This is a genomic window from Luteimonas sp. RC10, from assembly GCF_014192745.1.
Classification (GTDB): Bacteria; Pseudomonadota; Gammaproteobacteria; order Xanthomonadales; family Xanthomonadaceae; genus Luteimonas.
Genome location: NZ_JACHYJ010000001.1, coordinates 1 through 22,678, shown reverse-complemented (window position 1 = coordinate 22,678; position 22,678 = coordinate 1). Strand labels below are relative to the sequence as shown.

Genomic DNA, 22,678 nt, shown 5'->3' with positions numbered 1-22,678 from the left:
GCATCCGGTGCGTCCGCAGGAAGCGGTCGCACGATTGGCGCCGCCGTGCTGTCGGTAGGGCTGTTTGCAGCCGGGATGCCGCTTGCGCACGCCCAAGGCGCGCCTGGGGCAGTGTTCAACGGCACGATCATGAACAACACCGGGACCTTGGTCGGTAATCCGGCGCCGGCACACGATAACGTCGGTGGCTTTGGTGCCGTGCTCATCGGCAACGAGGGGCACGTCAACAGCGGCACGCTGCAGGGCGGAAACGGCGGCGCCGCCGGCGGTCACTCCGGGTCAGGCGTCAAGCTCGAAGGCGGGGGAACCGAGCTCACCAATACGACCACCGGCCGGATCATCGGACCGAATGGCGGCTTTGAACATAATGGTGGTTACGGTGCCTACATCCTCGGCGGGGACGATCCAACAAAGCAAGCCAAACTGTATAACTTCGGCACCATCGTGGGCGGCAACGGCGGTGGCGGGACCTCGGTCGCCAGCCCCGGTATCCATGGCTTCAATGCATACGTCTCTAACGCCGGTGTCATCACAGGTGGCCTATTCCCCAACGGCACTCGCAGGGAGGCGGTCCTGTTCGGTACCGGCCGCAATACGCTGGAGTTGCAGCCCGGCGGCGTGATCAACGGTAACGTCCTGGCCTTTTCCCGAAACGATACCTTGGCTCTCGGTGGGACGGTCGACAATCGCACGGGGACGTTCAATGTCGCCGAGATCGGCGACGCGGCGAAGTATCGCGGGTTCGGAATATTCCAGGTGGTGGGAACCGATTGGACGCTGACCGGCACCACGGCCGCGCTCACGCCATGGCGGATCTTTGACGGTTCGCTGACCGTGTCCTCGGACGGGGCGCTTGGTGCGTCGTCTGGCGGCCTGACCTTGCTTGGCAGTAGCACCTTGCGTGTAGCCGGCGACGCGTTCACCAGTACGGCGCGCCAGATCACGGTCAATGATGCAGGCGCGATCGACATCGTCAGCCCGACCAATACGTTCACGATCTCCCAGGCGGTCACCGGCACGGGCAGTGTCGCCAAGCGTGGTCCCGGCACGCTGGTCTACACCGGCAACAACACCTACGCCGCTGGCACGACGATCGAGACCGGCACCCTGCAGCTGGGCAACGGCGGCACGACCGGCAGCGTGGTCGGCAACATCGTCAACAATGCCAGCTTGGTCGTCGAACGCAGCAACGCGATCACGCTCGGTGGCGTGATCTCCGGCAGCGGCACCTTGACCCAGACGGGGACGGGAACAACCACGCTGACAGGCGCCAACAGCTACACCGGCGCCACCGAGATCCTGGCCGGCACGTTGCTGGTCAACGGCAACCAGCGCGCCGCGACCGGGACGGTGACGACGACTCGGGGCACGACGGTCGGCGGCAGTGGTGTGATCGGCGGCGATGTCGTCATCGCCGACGGCGCCACGCTGTCGCCGGGCGCCAGTGCCGGGGCGCCGGGCACGCTGACGATCGCCGGCGACCTGTCGCTGTCGGCCGGCAGCGCGCTCGCCTACCAGTTCGGCCAGGCCGGCACGGTGGGTGGCTCGCTCAACGATCTGACCGTGGTCGAAGGCGACCTGGTGCTCGACGGCATCTTGAACGCGACCGCATCGCCGGGCGGCACCTTCGGTGGCGGCCTGTACCGGGTGATCAGCTACAGCGGCAGCCTGACCGACAACGGGCTGGACCTGGGCACCAGTCTCGACCCGGATGTGTTCAACGTGCAGACCTCGGTGGCCAACCAGGTCAATCTGATCAATGCCACGGGCCTGAGCCTGAACTTCTGGGACGGCGATGCCGGCGGTCGCAACGACGGCACAATCAGCGGTGGTGACGGCACCTGGCAGGCGCGGACACCGCGCGGAAGCGACAACTGGACCGACCGCGACGGCGCGATCAATGCACTGTATGCCGATGGCGCATTTGCGATCTTCGCCGGCACCGGCGGCACGGTGAACGTGGACAACAGCGTCAGCGCCGTGACTGCGAGCGGCCTGCAGTTCGCGACCGACGGGTACCGCGTGGCGGGCGATGCCCTGACGCTGATCGACGACGGCACCGGCAGCGCGACGCTGCGGGTAGGCGACGGTACGACAGCGGGCGCGGACTACACCGCGACCCTCGACACGGTGTTGCAGGGTGACACGGCGGTGACCAAGACCGACGCCGGCACGCTGGTACTGGGCGCCGACAACACCTACACCGACGGCACGACGATCGCAGGCGGCACGCTGCAGCTGGGCCATGGTGGCACGACCGGCAGCGTGCTCGGCGACATCGTCAACAACGCGACGCTGGCGGTGGATCGGTCCGGGACGGCGACGCTGGGCAACCTCGTCTCCGGCAGTGGTCAGGTGCACCAGATCGGCGACGGCACAACGGTGATGACCGCCGATAACACCTACACCGGCGGCACAACGATTTCGTCCGGCACGCTGCAGCTTGGCGCGGGCGGTACTACTGGCAGTCTGGTCGGTGATGTGGTCAACAACGCCACGCTGGAAATCCGGCGCAGCGATGCATTGACGCTCGCAGGCACCATTTCCGGCAGCGGGCATGTGCTGCAGACCGGCTTCGGCACCACGACGCTCACTGGTGATAACACCTATACCGGCGGCACGGCGGTCTCGAACGGCACGCTGCGACTGGGCGACGGCGGCACCAGCGGCAGTGTGGTGGGTGACGTGGTCGTCGGTGGCCTGGCCGGCGACCTCCTGTTCGACGCCGAGCTGGTGTTCGATCGCTCGGACGTCCACACGTTCGCCGGCGCGATTTCTGGCCGTGGACGCATTGTCCAGGCCGGCACCGGCACCACGGTGCTGACGGGGGCCAATGCCTACACCGGTGCGACCGATGTCGCGGCCGGCACGCTGCTGGTCAACGGTGACCAGCGCGCTGCCACGGGCGCGACCAGCGTTGCCAGTGGCGCAACGATTGGCGGTGCCGGCGTCATTGGCGGCGATGTTGCAGTCGCCAGCGGCGCCACGCTCGCGCCAGGTGCGAGCACGGGGGCACCCGGTACGCTGACGATCGCCGGCGACCTGTCGCTGGCTGACGGCGCGGTGCTGGATTACCAGTTTGGCCAGGCCGGCACGGTCGGGGGTCCGCTCAACGATCTGACCGTGGTCGAGGGCGATCTGGTGCTCGATGGGACCTTGAACGCTACCCAGTCGCCCGGCGGCGAATTCGGCACCGGCCTCTATCGCGTCATCAGCTACGGCGGCGCGTTGACCAACAACACGCTCGATCTGGGCACGATGCTGGACCCGGCGCAGATCAGCGTGCAGACCTCGATCGCGAACCAGGTCAATCTGGTCAACGCGACCGGGCTGACGCTGAACTTCTGGGACGGCGATGCGGGTGGGCGCAACGACGGCACGATCAGCGGCGGCGACGGGACGTGGCAGGCGCGCGCAGGCAACGACAACTGGACCGATGCCGACGGCACGCTCAATGCCCCGCACAGCAGCGGCGCGTTCGCGATCTTTGCCGGCGCGGCGGGCGCGGTCGACGTCGACAACAGCTTGGGTGACGTGGTCGCGGGTGGGATGCAATTTGCGACCGACGGCTACGTGGTGCAAGGCGATGCGCTGACGCTGGTCGCTGACGATGCGAACGGGGCCACGATCCGCGTGGGCGATGGCACGACGGCGGGCGCCAACTTCACCGCGACGATCGACGCGGTGCTGCAAGGCGATGTGGGCGTGGTCAAGACCGACGCCGGCACCTTGGTGCTCGGTGGCGCGAATACCTATACCGGCGGTACGACGATCGCGGGTGGCACCGTGGCGATCTCAGAGGACGGCAATCTCGGTGCGGCGACTGGTGGGTTGACCTTCGACGGCGGCACGCTGCGCGCACTGGCCGACCTGGACAGCGATCGTGCGATCGCCAGCCAGGCTGGTGGTGCGACGGTCGACACGCAGGCGCACGCGGTGACGCTGGGCGGTGCGATCGACGGACCGGGTGCGCTGACCAAGGCCGGCACCGGCACGCTGACGCTGACCGCCGACAATGGCTATACCGGCGGCACGACGATCTCGTCCCGGACGCTGCAACTCGGAGATGGCGGCACGACCGGGCACATCGTCGGCGACATCGTCAACAACGGCACGCTGGCCGTGAATCGTTCCGACGCAGTGACGCTGGCCGGCGCGATGTCGGGCACGGGCCATCTGACCCAGATGGGCGCGGGGACGACGGTGCTGACCGGCGCCAATACCCACACCGGCGGTACGACGATTGCGGCCGGCACCTTGCAGGTCGGCGACGGCGGCACCAGCGGCAGCCTGGCCGGCGACATCGTCAACAACGCGGCGCTGGTGATGAAACGGTCCGACGAGACGACGCTGACGGGGGTGATCTCCGGCACGGGACACCTGACGCAGGCGGGGACCGGGACCACCGTATTGGTCGGCGACAACACCTACACCGGCGGCACGACGATCTCGGCCGGCACGCTGCAGGTTGGTAACGGGGGCGACACCGGCAGCCTGATCGGCAATGTCGACAATGGCGGCACGCTGGCGTTCGATCGCGCAGGCACGAGCCGCTTCGACGGCACGATCACCGGCTCTGGCCGTGTGGTGCAGACCGGTCCGGGGGCAGTGCTGTTCGGCAATGCCAACACCTACACGGGCGTCACCGAGGTCGCGTCGGGTTCGCTGCAGGCGGCGATGGCGAACGCCTTCAGTGCCAACTCGCGGCATGAAGTCGCCGCCGACGGCACGCTGGATCTGGCCGGCTACGACCAGACGGTGGCCGGCCTGCACAATGCCGGCACCGTGTCGCTGATGGGCGCAACGCCGGGCACGACGCTGACGGTGCGTGGCGACTACGTCGGCGATGGCGGCGTGCTGCAGATGAGCGCAGCCCTCGGCGATTCGTCCAGCCCGACCGACCGCCTAGTCATTGATGGCGGTACGGTCAGTGGTCGCACACTGATCGACCTCACCAACCGCGACGGCCTCGGTGCGCAGACCACGGGCGACGGTATTGAAGTGGTCCGTGCAATCAACGGGGCAACGACAACCGCGCAGACGACCAAGGACGGGTTCTCGCTGGTCGGCGATTTCGTCGATGCGGGTGCGTTCGAGTACCGGCTGTATGCGGCCGATGCCGCAGGCCTGGGCGAGAACTGGTATCTGCGTTCGAGCAACCGCGGCGAGGCGGCGCTGTTCGGATCGCTGGGCGGTCAGTTCCGCGAATCGGCGGCTGGCATGCTCGGCAACCTGCATCAGCGCCTGGGCGATGCGACGATGGGCAGCCGCTCGGAATCGGCCGGGTATCGGCAGTCCTGGGGCCGTCTGGTCAGCGTGGATCGCAGCCTCAAGCAAGGCGGCGATGCAACCCCGAGCAGTCGCGGTCGCCAGAACGGTCTGCAGATCGGCTCGGATGTGTGGGCCAGCAGTAACTGGCACGTGGGCGCCTACTTCGGCACGCTGGCCGGTGAGATGGAGGTCGCGGGTTCGGCGCGCGGCAGCACGAACCTGGCCGTGGGCCGCACCGATCTCGACAGCAAGTTCGTGGGTCTGTACGGCACCTTCGAAGCCGAGAACGGCTTCTACGTCGACACGGTGCTGCAGGGTGGCCGACTGCGCTACAAGCTGATCCCGACCATCGGCGACATGGTGTCGGGCGATGGCGACAGCCGCGTGGCGTCAGTGGAAATCGGCCAGGCCTTCCCGATCGGTCGCGACTGGCAGCTCGAGCCGCAGCTGCAGCTGATCTACCAGCGTCTGGACAACGACGATGTCGAGATCGCCAATGCGTTGGTGCAGCAGGACGCCGCCAACAGCCTGACCGCGCGTGTCGGTCTTCGGCTCAAGGGTGAGTTCGAGACCGAGGCCGGACTGCTGCAGCCCTACACCCGGGTGAACTACTACCGCACGCGTTCGGACCAGGACGTGGCGCGCTTCATCGGCCCGTCGGCGACGGCGGACATCGTGACCCCGACCGGTGGACGCAGCAGTGAGCTGGCGATGGGCGGCACGTTGTCGGTGAACAACGAGGTGAGCCTGTTCGGCGAAGTCGGCAAGTTGTGGGCGCACGGTGATCAGAGCCGCAGTCGCAGCGATGACCTCTCGGCGAGCGTCGGCGTGAAGGTCGGCTGGTAAGGCCCCGCGGGCGCGGCGGACACCCCGCCGCGCCCGCATCGCGCCCGATGCACCGCACTGCCTTGCATCGGGATGTCCGGTACACGCGGCGGCGTTCGCTGCGTCCGTCAATCGTCTGTCGTGGATGCGGCCCTGGCTGGCCGCAGGTAAGGAGGCTGGTCCATGTCGTGTGCGGTCGATCCCCGCGCTGCGGAGCGAATGCAGGATGTCTGGTTGTTGGTCACCCTGCGCAATTACGGTCAACTCAATGCCACCTTCGGCCCGGCGGCCGGCTATGGCGCCGATGGCATCGCGCCCAGCGTGTTGCGTGCGTTGAGCTGGATCTGCGCGCTGCAGGGCGCGTTCATCGAGTGGGTCGGACCGGACCGGTTGATCGTCCGGCTCGACTTCTCCGGCCCCGAGCTCAGCGAGCAGGAAAAGCGTCAGTTGGTCGAAGACTGGCTGGTCCTGCTCAACCGTCGTTATGTGCTTGAGGACGACACCGAAGTCATGCCGGCGGTGTCGGTGCGGCTGATCGAGGAGGTCGCAAATCTCGGCCCGGGCGCCGAAGGCGAGGCCGTGCTGCTGCAGGACCTGACCTGGCAGGCGGACTACCGGCGCGACATCGCCCTGGCGGTCGCGCTGCACGACCAGTTGGACAAGGGCCACATCGAGGTCGCGCGGTCGACCATCGTGCCCGGCGACGATCCCGACTGCGTCATCTATCACGAACTGGTGCTGCAGCTGTCCGCGGCATCGTCCTTTCCGGCGAGCGATCTGCCGCTGTGGCTGTCCGCCTTGCAGCGCTTGGGCATGACCCGCCTGCTCGACCACACGCTGTTGCACACCGCGCTCGACCAGCTTATCGCTGATCCCGAGCTCACGCTCGCCTGCAGCATTTCGCTGCAAAGCGCGGCTTGCGACCTGTGGTGGAACTCGTTGTTCGAACGCCTTGAGAGCGACCCGCAACTCGCGACCCGGCTGGTGGTCCAGATCGCGATGCCGGTGCCGGTGCTCAACACCGCACCGGCGGAGGCGTTCTGCCAGCGCCTGCGCGATGCCGGCTGTTCGATCGCATTCGATGGCTTCGGCAGCGGCCGCTGCAATCTGGATTTTCTGCTTGCGGTCAAACCCGCGATCGTCTGCATCGGCGAATACCATGCGTATCTCGATGCGCGCAAGGAAAGCCCGGACATCTGGAGCGACGAAGTCATCGACGCGCTGCAGGCGCTGTGCCGCGCTGCAATTCCGCACGTGGTCATCATCGAGCGGCGCGAAGCCACCAAGGCGGCAATGCATGGCGTGGACGGCAACTGGTCGCTCTATCGCGGGCGTGCCGGCCAGCACCGCGGCCACGGACAACTGCGTTCTCGCGAGCGCGCTCTGCAGCGCGCAGCGTCCTGATCCCTGATTTATCTCAACGCGCTCCGTTCTTCTCCTTTCCCGTGCCATCGGTGCTGTTCATTCCATCGGTCGCAACCCGCTTTCTCTGAGGACATCACGTCATGAACCGCATCTACGCACTTCGCTGGAACGCTTCCATCCGCCGTTGGGTCGTGACCAGCGAACTGGCCCGGCGTACGCGGCCCGCATCCAATGCGTCCGCAGGAAGCGGTCGCGCGATCGGTGCCGCGTTGCTATCGGCGGGGCTATTCGCAGGGGCGGTGCCACTTGCGCATGCGCAAGCTGGTACGCCCGGTGGGGTATTCGACGCCGGGAACATCATGAACAACACCGGCAGTCTGATTGGAGGGCTCGGGTCGGGGACCGACAACAGCGGTGGGGCGGGGGCCGTACTCCGTGGGGGGGAAGGACATCGCAACAGCGGCCTCATCCAGGCGGGTGGTGGCACGAACAATGGCAATGCCGGTAGCGGTGTATTGATGTCCGGCGACGGGGTGGAACTCATCAACACTGCGACTGGCAGGATCATGGGAGCAGATGGTCTTCCCGGACGCTCCGGTGCACACGGCATCATCGCGAGCGGCGGTGGCGCTAGCTCGGAAAACAGGGCGAAGATTCGTAACTTCGGTACCATCCAAGGCGGAAATGGCAGTGGGGACGCAAGGCAAGGTCGCTATGGCATCCTGGGTTCAAACGTCTATGTGAGCAATGCGGGCGTCATTTCAGCTGGCCAGGATAACAACGGTGCCCGGACCAATGCCATTCTCTTCACTGGGGGCACCAATGCTTTGGAATTGCAGCCCGGCGGCGTCATTAATGGCACCGCCACGGCATTCAGCCGTCAGGACGCGATCTATCTTGGCGGCGATGTCGGTGCCACCGGCACACTCAATGTTGTCGATATCGGCGATGCGGCGAAGTATCGGGGCTTCGGCGTGTTCCTGGTCCCAGCCACGAACTGGACGTTGACCGGTACGACGTCCGCGGTTACGCCGTGGCAGGTGGTGCTTGGCTCGCTGACCGTGTCGTCCGAAGGGGCGCTGGGTGCGACTTCGGGCAGCCTCACTCTGCTCTCCGGCGCCACCTTGCGCGTGACAGGCGATGCCTTTGTCAGCACCGCGAGGCAGATCAGGCTCGGTGCAGGCGGTGGCGCCTTTGACATCGCCAGCCCGACCAATACGTTCACGATCTCCCAGGCATTGACGGGCGATGGGGAGCGCGTCACCAAGCGCGGACCCGGCACGCTGGTCTACACCGGCAGCAATACCTACGCCGGTGGCACGACCATCGAGGCCGGCACGCTGCAGTTGGGCGATGGCGGCACGACCGGCAGCGTGGTCGGCAACATCGTCAACAACGGCGTATTGGCGATCAACCGTTCCAATGGCTACACACTCGGCGGCGGCTTGTCGGGCAGTGGCAGCCTGACCCAGGCCGGCACCGGCACCACGACGGTGATCGCCGACCAGACCTACACCGGCGGCACGACGATTTCGGCCGGTACGCTGCAGTTGGGCAACGGCGGCACGACCGGCAGCGTGGTCGGCAACATCGCCAACAATGCCGCCCTGGTCGTCGAACGCAGCAACGCGATCGCACTCGGTGGCGCGATCTCCGGCAGCGGCACCTTGACCCAGTCGGGGACAGGAACGACCACGCTCACCGGCACCAACAGCTACACCGGTGCTACCGACGTCCTGGCCGGCACGTTGCTGGTCAACGGCAACCAGCGCGCCGCGACCGGAACGACGACGACAGCCCGAGGCACGACGCTCGGCGGTACCGGCGTGATCGGCGGCGATGTCGTCATCGCCGATGGCGCCACGCTGTCGCCGGGCGCCAGTGCCGGGGCGCCGGGCACGCTGACGATCGCCGGCGACCTGTCGCTGTCGGCCGGCAGTGCGCTCGCCTACCAGTTCGGTCAGGCCGGCACGGTAGGCGGTGCGCTCAACGACCTGACCGTGGTCGAAGGTGACCTGGTGCTTGACGGCATCCTGAGCGCAACCGCATCACCGGGCGGCACCTTCGGCGGGGGCCTGTATCGCGTCATCAGTTACAGCGGCAGTCTGACCAACAACGGGCTGGACCTGGGCACCAGTCTGGACCCGGCGACGTTCAACGTGCAGACCTCGGTGGCCAACCAGGTCAACCTGGTCAACACCGCCGGCCTGAGCCTGAACTTCTGGGACGGCAAGGCGGGCGGTCGTAATGATGATGTTGTCGATGGCGGTAACGGTAGCTGGCAGGCGCGTACGGTCGGTGGCGACGACAGCTGGACCGATGCCGACGGCGCGATCAATGCGACCTATTCGGACGGTGCCTTCGCAGTCTTCGCCGGCACGGCCGGCACCGTGACCGTGGACAACAGCGTCGGCGCCGTGACCGCGAGCGGCCTGCAGTTCGCGACCGACGGCTACCGCGTGGCGGGCGATGCCCTGACGCTGATCGACGACGGCACCGGCAGCGCGACGCTGCGTGTGGGCGACGGTACGACAGCGGGCGCGGACTACACCGCGACCCTCGACACAGTGTTGCAGGGTGACACGGCAGTGACCAAGACCGATGCCGGCACGCTGGTGCTGGGCGCCGACAACACCTACACCGACGGCACGACGATCGCAGGCGGCACGCTGCAGCTGGGCCATGGTGGCACGACCGGCAGCGTGCTCGGCGACATCGTCAACAACGCGACGCTGGCGGTGGATCGGTCCGGGACGGCGACGCTGGGCAACCTCGTCTCCGGCAGTGGTCAGGTGCACCAGATCGGCGACGGCACGACGGTGATGACCGCCGACAACACCTACACCGGCGGCACAACAATCGCGGCCGGTACGCTGCAACTGGGTGCGGGCGGCACAACCGGCAGTGTGGTCGGTGATGTGGTCAACAACGCCACGCTGGAGATCCGGCGCAGCGATGCGTTGACGCTCGCAGGCACGATCTCGGGGAGCGGTCGCGTGCTGCAGACCGGCTTCGGCACCACGACGCTCACTGGTGACAACACCTACACCGGCGGCACGACGGTCTCGAACGGCACGCTGCGACTGGGCGACGGTGGCACCAGCGGCAGTGTGGTCGGTGACGTGGTCGTCGGTGGCCTGGCCGGCGACCTCCTGTTCGACGCCGAACTGGTGTTCGATCGCTCGGACGTCCACACGTTCGCTGGCGCGATTTCTGGCCGTGGACGCATTGTCCAGGCCGGCACCGGCACCACGGCGCTGACGGGGGACAATGCCTACACCGGTGCGACCGATGTCGCGGCCGGCACGCTGCTGGTCAACGGCGATCAGCGCGCTGCCACGGGCGCGACCAGCGTTGCCAGTGGCGCGACGATCGGTGGTGCCGGCGTCATCGGCGGTGATGTTGCGGTCGCCAGCGGCGCCACGCTCGCGCCAGGTGCGAGCGCGGGGGCACCCGGCACGCTGACGATCGCCGGCGATTTGTCGCTGGCCGACGGCGCGGTGCTGGATTACCAGTTCGGCCAGGCCGGCACGGTGGGCGGCCCGCTCAACGATCTGACCGTGGTCGAGGGCGACCTGGTGCTCGACGGCAGGATCGACGTGACGGCCCCGACAGGTGGCGCGTTCAGCACCGGCCTCTATCGCGTCATCAGCTACGGCGGCGCGTTGACCAACAACATGCTCGATCTGGGCACGATGCTGGACTCGGCGCAGATCAGCGTGCAGACCTCGATCGCGAACCAGGTCAATCTGGTCAACGCGACCGGGCTGACGCTGAACTTCTGGGACGGCGATGCGGGCGGGCGCAACGACGGCACGATCAGCGGCGGCGACGGGACGTGGCAGGCGCGCGCAGGCAACGACAACTGGACCGATGCCGACGGCACGCTCAATGCCCCACACAACAGCGGCGCATTTGCGATCTTCGCCGGCGCCGTGGGCGCGGTCGACGTCGACAACAGCCTGGGTGACGTGGTCGCGGGCGGGATGCAGTTCGCGACCGAAGGCTACGTGGTGCAGGGCGACGCGCTGACGCTGGTCGCTGACGATGCGAACGGGGCCACGATCCGCGTGGGCGATGGCACGACGGCGGGCGCCAACTTCACCGCGACGATCGACGCGGTGCTGCAAGGCGATGTGGGCGTGGTCAAGACCGACGCCGGCACCTTGGTGCTGGGCGGTGCCAACACCTACACCGGCGGCACGACGGTCACCGGTGGTGCGGTGGCGATCTCCAACGACGGCAACCTGGGTGCGGCGTCCGCTGGGCTGACGCTCGATGGCGGCACGCTGCGAGCACTGGCCGATCTGGACAGCGATCGTGCGATCGCCAGCCAGGCGGGCGGTGCGACGTTCGACACGCAGGCCCACACGATGACGCTGGGCGGTGCGATCGATGGCCCCGGCGGACTGACCAAGACGGGCAGCGGCATGCTGACGTTGACCGCCGACAACGACTACAGCGGTGGTACGACGATCTCAGCCGGCACGCTGCAACTGGGCAATGGCGGCACGACTGGTCATATCGTCGGCGACATCGTCAACAACGGCACGCTGGCGATCAGTCGCAGTGATACCGCCACGCTCGCAGGTGCAATGTCCGGCACAGGCCATCTGACCCAGATCGGCACGGGTACGACCGTGCTGACCGGCGCCAACACCCACACCGGCGGTACGACGATTGCGGCGGGCACCTTGCAGGTCGGCGACGGGGGCACGACGGGCAGTCTGGTGGGTGATGTGGTCAACGACGCGACGCTGGTGATCGATCGCGCCGATGCCATCACATTGGGCGGCACGATCTCGGGCAGCGGTCAGCTGACGCAGGCCGGCACGGGGGCCACGGTGCTGACCGGCGACAACACCTACACCGGCGGGACGACGATCTCGGCGGGTACGCTGCAGCTCGGCGATGGCGGGACCACTGGCAGCCTGGTCGGTGATGTCGCCAATGCCGGCACCTTGGTGTTCGACCGGTCCGACGCAGTGCATTTCGATGGCGTGGTGTCCGGTTCCGGTCGCGTGCGCCAGGAAGGCGCCGGCCGGGTGACGTTCGGCAGCGGCAACACCTACACGGGCGTCACCGAGGTCGCGTCGGGTTCGCTGCAGGCGGCGATGGCGAACGCCTTCAGTGCCAACTCGCGGCATGAAGTCGCCGCCGACGGCACGCTGGATCTGGCCGGCTACGACCAGACGGTGGCCGGCCTGCACAATGCCGGCACCGTGTCGCTGATGGGCGCAACGCCGGGCACGACGCTGACGGTGCGTGGCGACTACGTCGGCGATGGCGGCGTGCTGCAGATGAGCGCAGCCCTCGGCGATTCGTCCAGCCCCACCGACCGGCTGGTGATCGACGGCGGTGCGGTCAGCGGCCGCACACTGATCGACCTCACCAACCGCGACGGCCTCGGTGCGCAGACCACGGGCGATGGTATTGAAGTGGTCCGTGCGATCAACGGGGCAACGACAACCGCGCAGACGACCAAGGACGGCTTCTCGCTGGTCGGCGACTTCGTCGATGCGGGTGCGTTCGAGTACCGGCTGTATGCGGCCGATGCCGCAGGCCTGGGCGAGAACTGGTATCTGCGTTCGAGCAACCGCGGCGAGGCGGCGCTGTTCGGATCGCTGGGCGGTCAGTTCCGCGAATCGGCGGCCGGCATGCTCGGCAACCTGCATCAGCGCCTGGGCGACGCGACGATGGGCAGCGGCTCGGAATCGGCCGGGTATCGGCAGTCCTGGGGCCGTCTGGTCAGCGTGGATCGCAGCTTGAAGCAGGGCGGCGATGCGACCCCGAGCAGTCGCGGTCGCCAGAACGGTCTGCAGATCGGCTCGGACGTGTGGGCCAACGGTAACTGGCACGTCGGCGCCTACTTCGGCACGCTGACCGGCGAGATGGAGGTCGCGGGCTCGGCGCGCGGCAGCACGAACCTGGCCGTGGGCCGCACCGATCTCGACAGCAAGTTCGTGGGTCTGTACAGCACCTTCGAGGCCGAGAACGGCTTCTACGTCGACACAGTGCTGCAGGGTGGTCGGCTGCGCTACAAGCTGATCCCGACCATCGGCGACATGGTGTCGGGCGATGGCGACAGCCGCGTGGCGTCAGTGGAAATCGGCCAGGCGTTCCCGATCGGTCGCGACTGGCAGCTCGAGCCGCAGCTGCAGCTGATCTACCAGCGTCTGGACAACGACGATGTCGAGATCGCCAATGCGTTGGTGCAGCAGGACGCCGCCAACAGTCTGACCGCGCGTGTCGGTCTTCGGCTGAAGGGCGAGTTCGAAACAGGCGCCGGACTGCTGCAGCCCTACATCCGGGTGAACTACTACCGCACGCGTTCGGACCAGGACGTGGCGCGCTTCATCGGTCCGTCGGCGACGGCGGACATCGTGACCCCGACCGGTGGACGCAGCAGCGAGCTGGCAATGGGCGGCACGTTGTCGGTGAACAGCGAGGTGAGCTTGTTCGGCGAGGTCGGCAAGTTGTGGGCGCACGGTGATCAGAGCCGCAGTCGCAGCGATGACCTGTCGGCGAGCGTCGGCGTGAAGGTCGGCTGGTGATGCATCACAGGTGCGGCGTCGCCCCCACCCAACCCTCCCCCGCAGGCGGGGGAGGGCTCGGTCTCGCGCTCGCTCCTTCGCGGGCGGGGGAGGGCTCGGTTTTCGCGCTTCCCCGCAGGGGGGCTCGGTCTCGCGCTCGCTCCTTCGTGGGCGGGGCGGGCTGGTCTTCGCGCTTCCCCGCAGGGGGGGGAGGGCTCGGTCTCGCGCTCGCTCCTTCGCGGGCGGGGGAGGGCTCGGTTTTCGCGCTTCCCCGCAGGGGGGCTCGGTTTCGCGCTCGCTCCCTTCGCGGGCGGGGCGGGCTGGTCTTCGCGCTTGCTCCTCGCTGGTGGGGAAGGGCGCAGTGCTCGCGGCCGCCCTCGTCTTGTCGGCTGCCAGACCTTCCTGCTTATGGGAGCGCCGCACCGCGCGCCGGTTACGCCACGTGCGCATCAAGCCGTGGCGTGTGCGGCGGCCCGACAGCGTGCGCCAAGGATGCATTGCACGTGCGTGTTCTTCGAACGCGATCGATGCCTGGACAGGTCAACGATTGCGTTCGCTTCCACCCGCCATCCGGCGGTCATTCTCCTGAAAGAGGTATGCGACACATGAACTACAAACCCCTGGTCGCGGAATTCATCGGTACCTTCTGGCTGGTCCTGGGCGGCTGCGGTGCCGCGGTGTTGGCGGCGTCCTCGCCTGGCGCGGGGATCGGCACTCTCGGCGTCTCGTTCGCGTTCGGCTTGAGTGTCGTGACCATGGCCTATGCGCTGGGCGCGATCTCGGGTGGCCACTTCAATCCCGCGATCACGTTGTCGTGTTGGGTGGCCAAGCGCATCACCGCAGGCCGCGTGGTGCCCTATGTCATCGCGCAGACGTTGGGCGCGATCTGTGCGGCGGCGGTGCTGTACTACGTCGCCAGTGCCAGCCCGGTCTTCGATCCCAGCCATGGCTTCGCCACCAACGGCTACGGCGCACATTCGCCGGCCGGCTATCCGCTGGAAGCGGCCATCGTCATCGAGTTCGTGCTGACGATGCTGTTCACCGTGATCGTGTTGGGCGTGACCGCCAAGCCGGTGACCGCGCCGTTCGCGCCGTTGGCGATCGGCCTGGCGCTGACGCTGATCCACCTGGTGAGCATTCCGGTCACCAATACCTCGGTCAACCCGGCGCGCAGCACCGGCGTGGCACTGTTCCAGGGCGGCGCGGCGCTGCAGCAGTTGTGGGTGTTCTGGCTGGTGCCGCTCGTCGCCGGTGCGGCCGGTGGTGTGCTGCATCGCCTGGTGCTGGCGCCGCGGCGCGAGCTCTGAGGAACTGGCGATGTCGGTAGTGGGAAAGCTCGTTACGAATGCGGCGGCGTTTCCGTGAAGCCGCAATGACCGCAGAACGAAGAACGCCCCGCGATGCGGGGCGTTTTTCCGGAAGTCCCGGGGGGCTTCAGCGCTTCATCGACGAGAAGAACTCGTCGTTGGACTTCGTGCTCTTCATCTTGTCGAGCAGGAACTCCATCGCGGCGATTTCGTCCATCGGGTGCAACAGCTTGCGCAGGATCCAGATCTTCTGCAGCAGTTCCGGCTCGATCAGCAGATCCTCCCGGCGGGTACCCGACTGGTTGACGTTGATCGCCGGATACACGCGCTTTTCGGTGATGCGGCGGTCCAGGTGGACTTCCGAGTTGCCGGTGCCCTTGAACTCTTCGTAGATCACCTTGTCCATCGCGCTGCCGGTGTCGACCAGCGCGGTGGCGATGATCGTCAGCGAACCGCCTTCCTCGACGTTGCGGGCCGCGCCGAAGAAGCGCTTGGGCCGATGCATCGCGTTGGCGTCGACGCCGCCGGTGAGCACCTTGCCCGAGCTCGGCACGACGTTGTTGTAGGCGCGGGCCAGGCGGGTGATCGAGTCGAGCAGGATGACCACGTCCTTCTTGTGCTCGACCAGGCGCTTGGCGCGCTCGATCACCATCTCGGCGACCTGCACGTGGCGCGCGGCCGGCTCGTCGAACGTCGAGCTGATGACCTCGCCGCGCACGGTGCGCTGCATCTCGGTCACTTCCTCGGGCCGCTCGTCGATCAACAGCACGATCAGGTGCACGTCGGGGTGGTTGTAGGTGATGGCGCTGGCGACCTGCTGCATCATCATCGTCTTGCCGGCCTTGGGCGGCGAGACGATCAGGGCGCGCTGGCCCTTGCCCTGCGGGGCCATCAGGTCGAGGACGCGGCCGGCGATGTCCTCGCTGGAGCCGTCGCCGCGCTCGAGCTTGAAGCGCTTGCGCGGGAACAGCGGGGTCAGGTTCTCGAACAGCACCTTGCCCTTGCTGGCTTCCGGCGGCTCGCCGTTGATCGTGTCCACGACCGACAGCGCGAAGTAGCGCTCGCCGTCCTTCGGCCAGCGGATGCGGCCGAGCAGGTGGTCGCCGGTACGCAGATTGAAGCGGCGGATCTGGCTGGGCGAGATGTAGACATCGTCCGGACCGGCCAGGTAGCTGGCCTCGGCTGCGCGCAGGAAGCCGTAGCCGTCGGGCAGGATCTCGAGCACGCCGTCGGCGACGACACCCTCGCCGTGACGGGTCAGGACCTTGAGCAGCGCGAAGATCACGTCCTGCTTGCGGGCGCGGGCCACGCCCTCGATCGCGAGCTGGTCGGCGATGTCGAGCAGCTTGTGCGCCGGCATCCGCTTCAGGTCGCTCAGCGAGTACTGCGGGAAGCCTTCGGGCACGTTCGGCGGCGGCAGGCGCTGCGCGTGGTCGTTGCCGCCGTCCTGCGGCAGGCCGTCGTCGCGGCCGCCGCGCTGGCGGTCGCGCCGGTTCTTGAAGCGATCGCGGCGGTTGCCCTGGTCCTGGCGATCCTGCCGGTTGTTCTGGTCCTGGCGGTTGTTCTGGTACGGCTGCTGCTGCGGGCGCGGTTCGCCGCCCTGGCGCTCACCGCCGTTGCGGGGTTCGCCGCCGTTGCGCGGCTCGTGGCGCTGTCTGCCGTCCTGCGGCGCGCCATCGCCGCCTGCGGCGGGCGGGGCCTTCGGCGGCTGCGGGCGTGGCGCCTCGGGCGCGGGCGATGCCGGCGCCTCGGCGGCCGGACGCGTCGGCGCGGGGGCGGCAGGGGCATCCTGGGCGGGAAGCTGGAGTTGGGGCTGGGGGGCGTCGGACGCGGCGTCGGCGGGCTTTTTGGCCGCGCGGGGCTTGCGGACGCGCTTGACGGCGGTGTCGGCGGCCGGCGTGCCGGCGTCGTCAGGGGTGTTGTCGGACAAGAGCAGAATCCTCGCTCGGTGCGAGCGCCCGGAGGGCGGAAGGTGGAAACGGGCAGGGCCGGGAGATCACGCCCGGCAGGTGCAGTTCAGATGGGTGCGGCAGGCGAGTGCCTACCGGAGTCGCGCAAACCTAGCATCGCCGCGGGGGCGTCGGCAAGCGGTTATGGCGATGGCGATTCAGGCCGAGGCCGTTTGCGGCGGCGTTGCGGCCGCCGCGGAAGGCGCGCTCAGAGCGCCTTGTCGATCAGCTGGGCCAACTGGGCCTTGCCGACCGCGCCGATCTGGGTGCCGTGGACCTGGCCGTCCTTGAACACCAGCAGCATCGGAATCGAGCGCACGTGGTACTTCAGCGCGGTGGCCTGGTTCTGGTCGACGTCGACCTTGACCACCTTGGCGCGCCCGGCGTAGTCGCCGGCCAGTTCGTCCAGCGCCGGGGCGATCATCCGGCAGGGGCCGCACCACGGCGCCCAGAAGTCCACCAGCACCGGCACGTCGGCCTGCAGCACGGTGGCGTCGAAGTCGGAATCGGTGGCATGGATGACGCGTTCGCTCACGGGCTTCTCCGGATCAAGGAGGCGCCGGCTGCGGCAGCGGCGCCGGGATGGATGGTAAAGTGGGGGATCGTCGGCCCGAATCAAGGCGGCGCATCCGCGGGACGACCCACGCGTCCTGCATCCAGGCAGTCTGCGTTGCGGATGCCTCCCACGCAAGCACGCGGCGCCCACTGCCGGCGACGCCCGGATACAGACCTACGCATGAGCGACAAACCCCTTACCGACCTCACCTTCGCCTCCTTCGAGTTACATCCGGCCCTGCAGGCCGGCCTGGAAGGCGCGGGCTTCACCCGCTGCACCCCGATTCAGGCGCTGACGCTGCCGCTGGCGCTCAATGGCCGTGACGTCGCCGGCCAGGCCCAGACCGGCACCGGCAAGACCCTGGCGTTCCTGGTCGCGGTGATCAATCGCCTGCTGACCCGCCCGGCGCTGGCCGACCGCAAGCCCGAAGACCCGCGCGCGCTGATCCTGGCGCCGACCCGCGAACTGGCCATCCAGATCCACAAGGACGCAGTCAAGTTCGGCAGCGAACTGGGCCTGAAGTTCGCGCTGGTCTATGGCGGCGTCGACTACGACAAGCAGCGCCAGATCCTGCAGGAGGGCGCCGACGTCATCATCGCGACCCCCGGCCGGTTGATCGACTACGTCAAGCAGCACAAGGTCGTCAGCCTGCACGCCTGCGAGATGTGCGTGCTCGACGAGGCCGACCGGATGTTCGACCTGGGCTTCATCAAGGACATCCGCTTCCTGCTGCGCCGGATGCCGGTGCGCACCGAGCGCCAGACGCTGCTGTTCTCGGCCACGCTCAGCCACCGCGTGCTCGAGCTCGCCTACGAGCACATGAACGAGCCTGAGAAGCTTGTCGTGGAAACCGAGTCGATCACCGCTGCTCGCGTGCGCCAGCGCATGTATTACCCGGCCGACGACGAGAAGCTGCCGCTGCTGATCGGCCTGCTGTCGCGCAGCGAAGGCGCGCGCACGATGGTGTTCGTCAACACCAAGGCATTCGTCGAGCGCGTCGCGCGTGCGCTGGAGAAGGCCGGCTACCGCGTCGGGGTGCTCTCGGGCGATGTGCCGCAGAAGAAGCGCGAATCGCTGCTCAAGAAGTTCCAGGCCGGTCAGCTGGAGCTGCTGGTGGCGACTGACGTCGCCGCCCGCGGTCTGCACATCGACGGCGTGAGCCACGTCTTCAACTACGACCTGCCGTTCGACGCCGAGGACTACGTGCACCGCATCGGGCGCACCGCGCGTCTGGGCGCCGAGGGCGATGCGATCAGCTTCGCCTGCGAGCGTTACGCGACCTCGCTGCCGGATATCGAGGCCTACATCGAGCAGAAGATCCCGTCCGAGCCGGTGACCCAGGAGCTGCTGACCCCGCTGCCGCGCAAGCCGCGCGAAGGCGTCGAGGTCGATGCCGCCGAGGGCGAGAGCGTCGGTGAGATCTTCCGCGAGGTCCGCGAGGCGCGCGCTGCCGAGGACGCCAAGCGCGGCGGCGGTCGTGGTGGTCCGGGGGCTGGTCGCGGTGCGCCGGGTTCGCGGGGTCCGCGTGCGGGCGGTGGCGAAGGCCGTGGCGAGCGCGGTCCGCGCAAGCCGCGCGCCCCGCGGCCGGACGCGACGGCCGATGCGTCTGCCGCGCCGGCCAAGCCGGTCATCGACGCCGCCGGCGCCGTCGCCCAGGCGATGCCGGACGAGTCGCGTCCGCCGCGCAAGCGCCGTCGCCGTCGTGGCGGCAAGAAGGTCGAGGGTGCGGACGCCACGGCGTCGCAGACCGGCGAGACGACGTCGATCGAGTCCAAGTCGCGCAGCAATGGCGGCAATGGCGGTCAGGGTCCGCGCGAAGTGCGTCCGACCCAACGTCCGGTGCCGACCGCGGCCGAGAAGGCGCCGTCGCTGCTCAGCCGCATCGGGCGAGGGCTGCGTCGTCTGGTCTCGGGTGGCGATTCGCGCTGATCCGGCGCGAGGTCGCACGCAGAACAAGCCCCGCTCCAGCGGGGCTTGTTCGTTCTGTGCAGTCCAGACGAGGCGCAGGGTCTTTTGCTTGAGCCCTCCCCCATGTGCGGGGAGGGTTGGCCACGTGGTCGCGGTCGGCCAGGGCGCGACCCACAGTTCTCCCCGCGTGCGGGGAGGGTTGCGACCGGACCGTCGCGTCCGGGCAGCGCGACAAGCGGCGCAGGGGAGGGTTGTACGGGCGTAAGCAGCCGGAAACCGTCTGGAAAAGCCCTCCCCCGCGTGCGGGGGAGGGTTGGGTGGGGGCGAGCGTTCCGATGACGACAACGCGATCCGAGCGACTCGACGGTGGAATCGCGCCCGATCTGCTGCGATCGATGCGCATAGTTCGCCCCCATCCCAGCCTTCCCCCGTCAACGGGGGAAGGGGCCGTGCGTCGTGCCGATCCGGTGACAGCGCCCTGCACGCGTTCCCTGCAATAATCCCGCGCATGAGCGTTCTGCGATTCGACAACGTGAGCAAGCAGTACGCCGGCGGCCATGTGGCGCTGTCGGACGTCAATTTCGCCGTGTCGGCGGGCGAACTGTTGTTCGTCACCGGCCATTCGGGCGCAGGCAAGAGCACGCTGCTCAAGCTGATCCACCTGGCCGAGCGGCCCAGCCGCGGCGCAGTGGTGTTCGCCGAGCGCAACCTGCTGAAGGTGCGCGGGCGCGGTGTGGCGCTGCATCGCCGCGATGTGGGCGTGGTGTTCCAGGACCATCGGCTGCTGTCGGATCGCAGCGTGTTCGACAACATCGCGCTGCCGCTGATCCTGCGCGGCCAGCGTCGCGGCGAGATCGGCAAGCGGGTGCGCAGCGCGCTCGAGCGGCTGGGCCTGGGCAACCGCGAGCGCGCGCTGCCCACGCAGCTGTCGGCCGGCGAGCAGCAACGGGTCGGGATCGCGCGCGCGATCGTCGGCGAGCCGCGGCTGCTGGTCGCCGACGAACCCACCGGCAACCTCGACCCGACGCTGTCGGCCGAGATCATGGCGCTGTTCGCCGAGCTGCCCGAGCGCGGCACCAGCGTGCTGATCGCCAGCCACGACCTGGGCCTGGTCAAGCGCATGAAGAAGCGCACGCTGGTTCTCGACCACGGCACCCTGGTCGACGACATCGCGCCGGAGGATCTCGCCGATGCCTGAGGCGCCCCGCAACCAGCCGGTCCGCACCGGCGCATCCCCGGTCGGCACCTGGGTCGACCACCATGTCTACAGCTTCGTTGCCAGCCTGGGGCGCGTGTTCCGCAGGCCCTGGTCGACCGCGCTGACCATCGGTGTGATGGCGGTCGCGCTGGCCCTGCCACTTGGGCTATGGCTGGTGCTCGACAATGTCGGCCGGCTCGGCGGCAGCATCGATGCCTCGCGCGAGATCAGCGTGTTCCTGCAGCGCGATGTCGATGCCGAGCGCGCTGCCGCGCTCGCCGGCGAGCTGCGCGCACGTGGTGATGTCGGCAGCGTGGTGCACCGCACGCCCGACGAGGGCCTGGCGGAACTGCGGGAGCGCGGCGAGTTCGGCCCGGCGATCGACGTCCTCGACGAAAACCCCTTGCCGCACGTGCTGATCCTGACCCCGTCGGGCGACGAGATGCTGCTGGCCGATGCGCTGCGCCAGCTGCCCGAAGCCGAGCTGGTGCAGCACGATGCGCAGTGGCGGCAGCGGCTCGACGGCTGGTTGCGCCTGGGAGGACGCGTGGTCTGGGTCCTGGCAGCGCTGCTTGGACTGGGCGCGTTGCTGGTCGTCGGCAACACCGTGCGGTTGGACATCCAGTCGCGGCGCGAAGAACTGGGCGTGCTGCAGTTGCTGGGCGCGACCGACGGCTTCATCCGGCGGCCGTTCCTCTATCTGGGCGCCTGGTACGGGCTGGCCTCGGGTGCGGTCGCACTGGCGCTGCTGGGCGCGGCGGCGGCGGCGTTGCGTGCGCCGCTGGCCGAGGTCGCGGCCAGTTATGGCGCCACGTTCGCGCTGCGTGGCTTCGGGCCGCTCGGCGTGGTGGCGGTGCTGGCGGGCTCGACCGCGCTGGGCTGGCTCGGCGGCGGCATCGTCACCGGCCACTTCCTGCGCCAGACGCGTCCCGACCATGCCTGATCCGCAAACGACGCCTGAGTCGCAGACTGCCTCCCGGATCAAACTCGAGCCCTCGTGGAAGGCGCGCGTGGGCGACTGGCTGCTCCGCGACGACATGCGGGCGCTGTCGGCGTTCCTGCGCACACGCCGCGCCGAGGGCGCACGGATCCATCCGCCGGGTCCGGACATCTTCGCCGCGTTCGACGCGACCCCGTTCGACGCGGTCAAAGTCGTCATCCTCGGACAGGACCCGTATCACGGGCCCGGCCAGGCGCATGGCCTGTCGTTCTCGGTACGGCCCGACGTGCGCATCCCGCCGTCGCTGGACAACATGTTCAAGGAGATCACCCGTGACCTCGGCCTGCCGCGGCCCGACCACGGCTGGTTGATGCCCTGGGCGCGCCAGGGCGTGCTGCTGCTCAATGCGGTGCTGACGGTCGAGGAAGGCCGAGCCGGCTCGCACCAGGGCAAGGGCTGGGAGGGCTTCACCGACCACGTCGTCGACACTCTCAACCGCGAGCGCGAGGGCCTGGTGTTCCTGCTGTGGGGCAGCTACGCGCAGGCCAAGGGCAAGCTGGTCGACACGCGCCGCCACCGGGTATTGCGCAGCACCCATCCCTCGCCGCTATCGGCGCATCGCGGGTTCCTGGGCTGCGGCCATTTCTCGGCCACCAACGACTACCTGCAGCGCCGCGGCGAGCGGCCGATCGACTGGTCGCTGCCGCCGCGCGCCTCGCTCGCATAAAAAAGGTTCATCGCTGAATACCGGGGAAGGCTGCGCGGATCTTGAGGAAGAAATACGCCTGATCCCGGTAGCCGTAGGCACGACGCTTGATGACCTTGA

General features: G+C 68.3%; 10 protein-coding genes. 8 read left to right on the top strand and 2 right to left on the bottom strand.

Going from position 1 to position 22,678, the window contains the following annotated elements; genetic code table 11:
• Nucleotides 1–75 precede the first annotated feature (75 nt).
• From FHW73_RS00050 to aqpZ, 4 genes are all read left to right on the top strand, one after another.
• Entirely contained in the window at nt 76–6,117 is a 6,042-nt protein-coding gene (locus tag FHW73_RS00050; RefSeq protein ID WP_255492527.1) for an autotransporter-associated beta strand repeat-containing protein, read from the top strand.
• Between the two features lie 213 nt (nt 6,118–6,330).
• Nucleotides 6,331–7,500 (top strand): EAL domain-containing protein, encoded by a 1,170-nt coding sequence (locus tag FHW73_RS00045; protein WP_183424675.1) that lies wholly within the window; start codon nt 6,331–6,333, stop codon nt 7,498–7,500.
• 788 nt (nt 7,501–8,288) lie between these two features.
• On the top strand, nt 8,289–14,015 hold the full coding sequence (locus tag FHW73_RS00040) for an autotransporter-associated beta strand repeat-containing protein (RefSeq protein ID WP_255492526.1): 5,727 nt from the start codon (nt 8,289–8,291) through the stop codon (nt 14,013–14,015).
• Between the two features lie 584 nt (nt 14,016–14,599).
• The gene (gene aqpZ / locus FHW73_RS00035; protein ID WP_183424673.1) at nt 14,600–15,301 is read left to right on the top strand and encodes an aquaporin Z; all 702 of its coding nucleotides are present in this window, start codon (nt 14,600–14,602) and stop codon (nt 15,299–15,301) included.
• A gap of 127 nt (nt 15,302–15,428) precedes the next feature.
• Here aqpZ and rho read toward each other — a convergent pair whose 3' ends face one another.
• Nucleotides 15,429–17,231 carry a transcription termination factor Rho gene (rho, locus tag FHW73_RS00030; RefSeq protein ID WP_183424672.1) on the bottom strand — a complete coding sequence of 601 codons (1,803 nt, stop codon included), beginning with the start codon at nt 17,229–17,231 and terminating at the stop codon, nt 15,429–15,431.
• Between the two features lie 227 nt (nt 17,232–17,458).
• Nucleotides 17,459–17,785: a thioredoxin gene (gene trxA / locus FHW73_RS00025; protein WP_047135552.1), complete on the bottom strand. Its 327-nt coding sequence runs from the start codon at nt 17,783–17,785 to the stop codon at nt 17,459–17,461.
• A 201-nt stretch (nt 17,786–17,986) separates the two neighbouring features.
• On the opposite strand from trxA, the gene rhlB reads away from it, so the two are divergent.
• The 4 genes from rhlB (at nt 17,987) to ung (ending at nt 22,579) form a co-directional block, all read left to right on the top strand.
• Complete coding sequence (gene rhlB / locus FHW73_RS00020; RefSeq protein ID WP_183424671.1) at nt 17,987–19,735, top strand: ATP-dependent RNA helicase RhlB; 1,749 nt, start codon at nt 17,987–17,989, stop codon at nt 19,733–19,735.
• Between the two features lie 487 nt (nt 19,736–20,222).
• Nucleotides 20,223–20,912, top strand: a complete 690-nt coding sequence (gene ftsE, locus FHW73_RS00015; RefSeq protein ID WP_183424670.1) for a cell division ATP-binding protein FtsE — start codon at nt 20,223–20,225, stop codon at nt 20,910–20,912.
• The gene (gene ftsX, locus FHW73_RS00010; protein ID WP_183424669.1) at nt 20,905–21,855 is read left to right on the top strand and encodes a permease-like cell division protein FtsX; all 951 of its coding nucleotides are present in this window, start codon (nt 20,905–20,907) and stop codon (nt 21,853–21,855) included. Before ftsE ends, ftsX begins: the two co-directional genes overlap by 8 nt.
• Nucleotides 21,848–22,579 (top strand): uracil-DNA glycosylase, encoded by a 732-nt coding sequence (gene ung, locus FHW73_RS00005; RefSeq protein WP_183424668.1) that lies wholly within the window; start codon nt 21,848–21,850, stop codon nt 22,577–22,579. Before ftsX ends, ung begins: the two co-directional genes overlap by 8 nt.
• Nucleotides 22,580–22,678: the final 99 nt, after the last annotated feature.

What these genes read in the sequence shown, in the direction of transcription:
- ung (WP_183424668.1), top strand. Translation starts at nt 21,848, where the DNA reads ATGCCTGATCCGCAAACGACGCCTGAGTCGCAGACTGCCTCCCGGATC.
- ftsE (WP_183424670.1), top strand. Translation starts at nt 20,223, where the DNA reads ATGAGCGTTCTGCGATTCGACAACGTGAGCAAGCAGTACGCCGGCGGC.
- rhlB (WP_183424671.1), top strand. Translation starts at nt 17,987, where the DNA reads ATGAGCGACAAACCCCTTACCGACCTCACCTTCGCCTCCTTCGAGTTA.
- ftsX (WP_183424669.1), top strand. Translation starts at nt 20,905, where the DNA reads ATGCCTGAGGCGCCCCGCAACCAGCCGGTCCGCACCGGCGCATCCCCG.
- aqpZ (WP_183424673.1), top strand. Translation starts at nt 14,600, where the DNA reads ATGAACTACAAACCCCTGGTCGCGGAATTCATCGGTACCTTCTGGCTG.
- FHW73_RS00050 (WP_255492527.1), top strand. Translation starts at nt 76, where the DNA reads ATGCCGCTTGCGCACGCCCAAGGCGCGCCTGGGGCAGTGTTCAACGGC.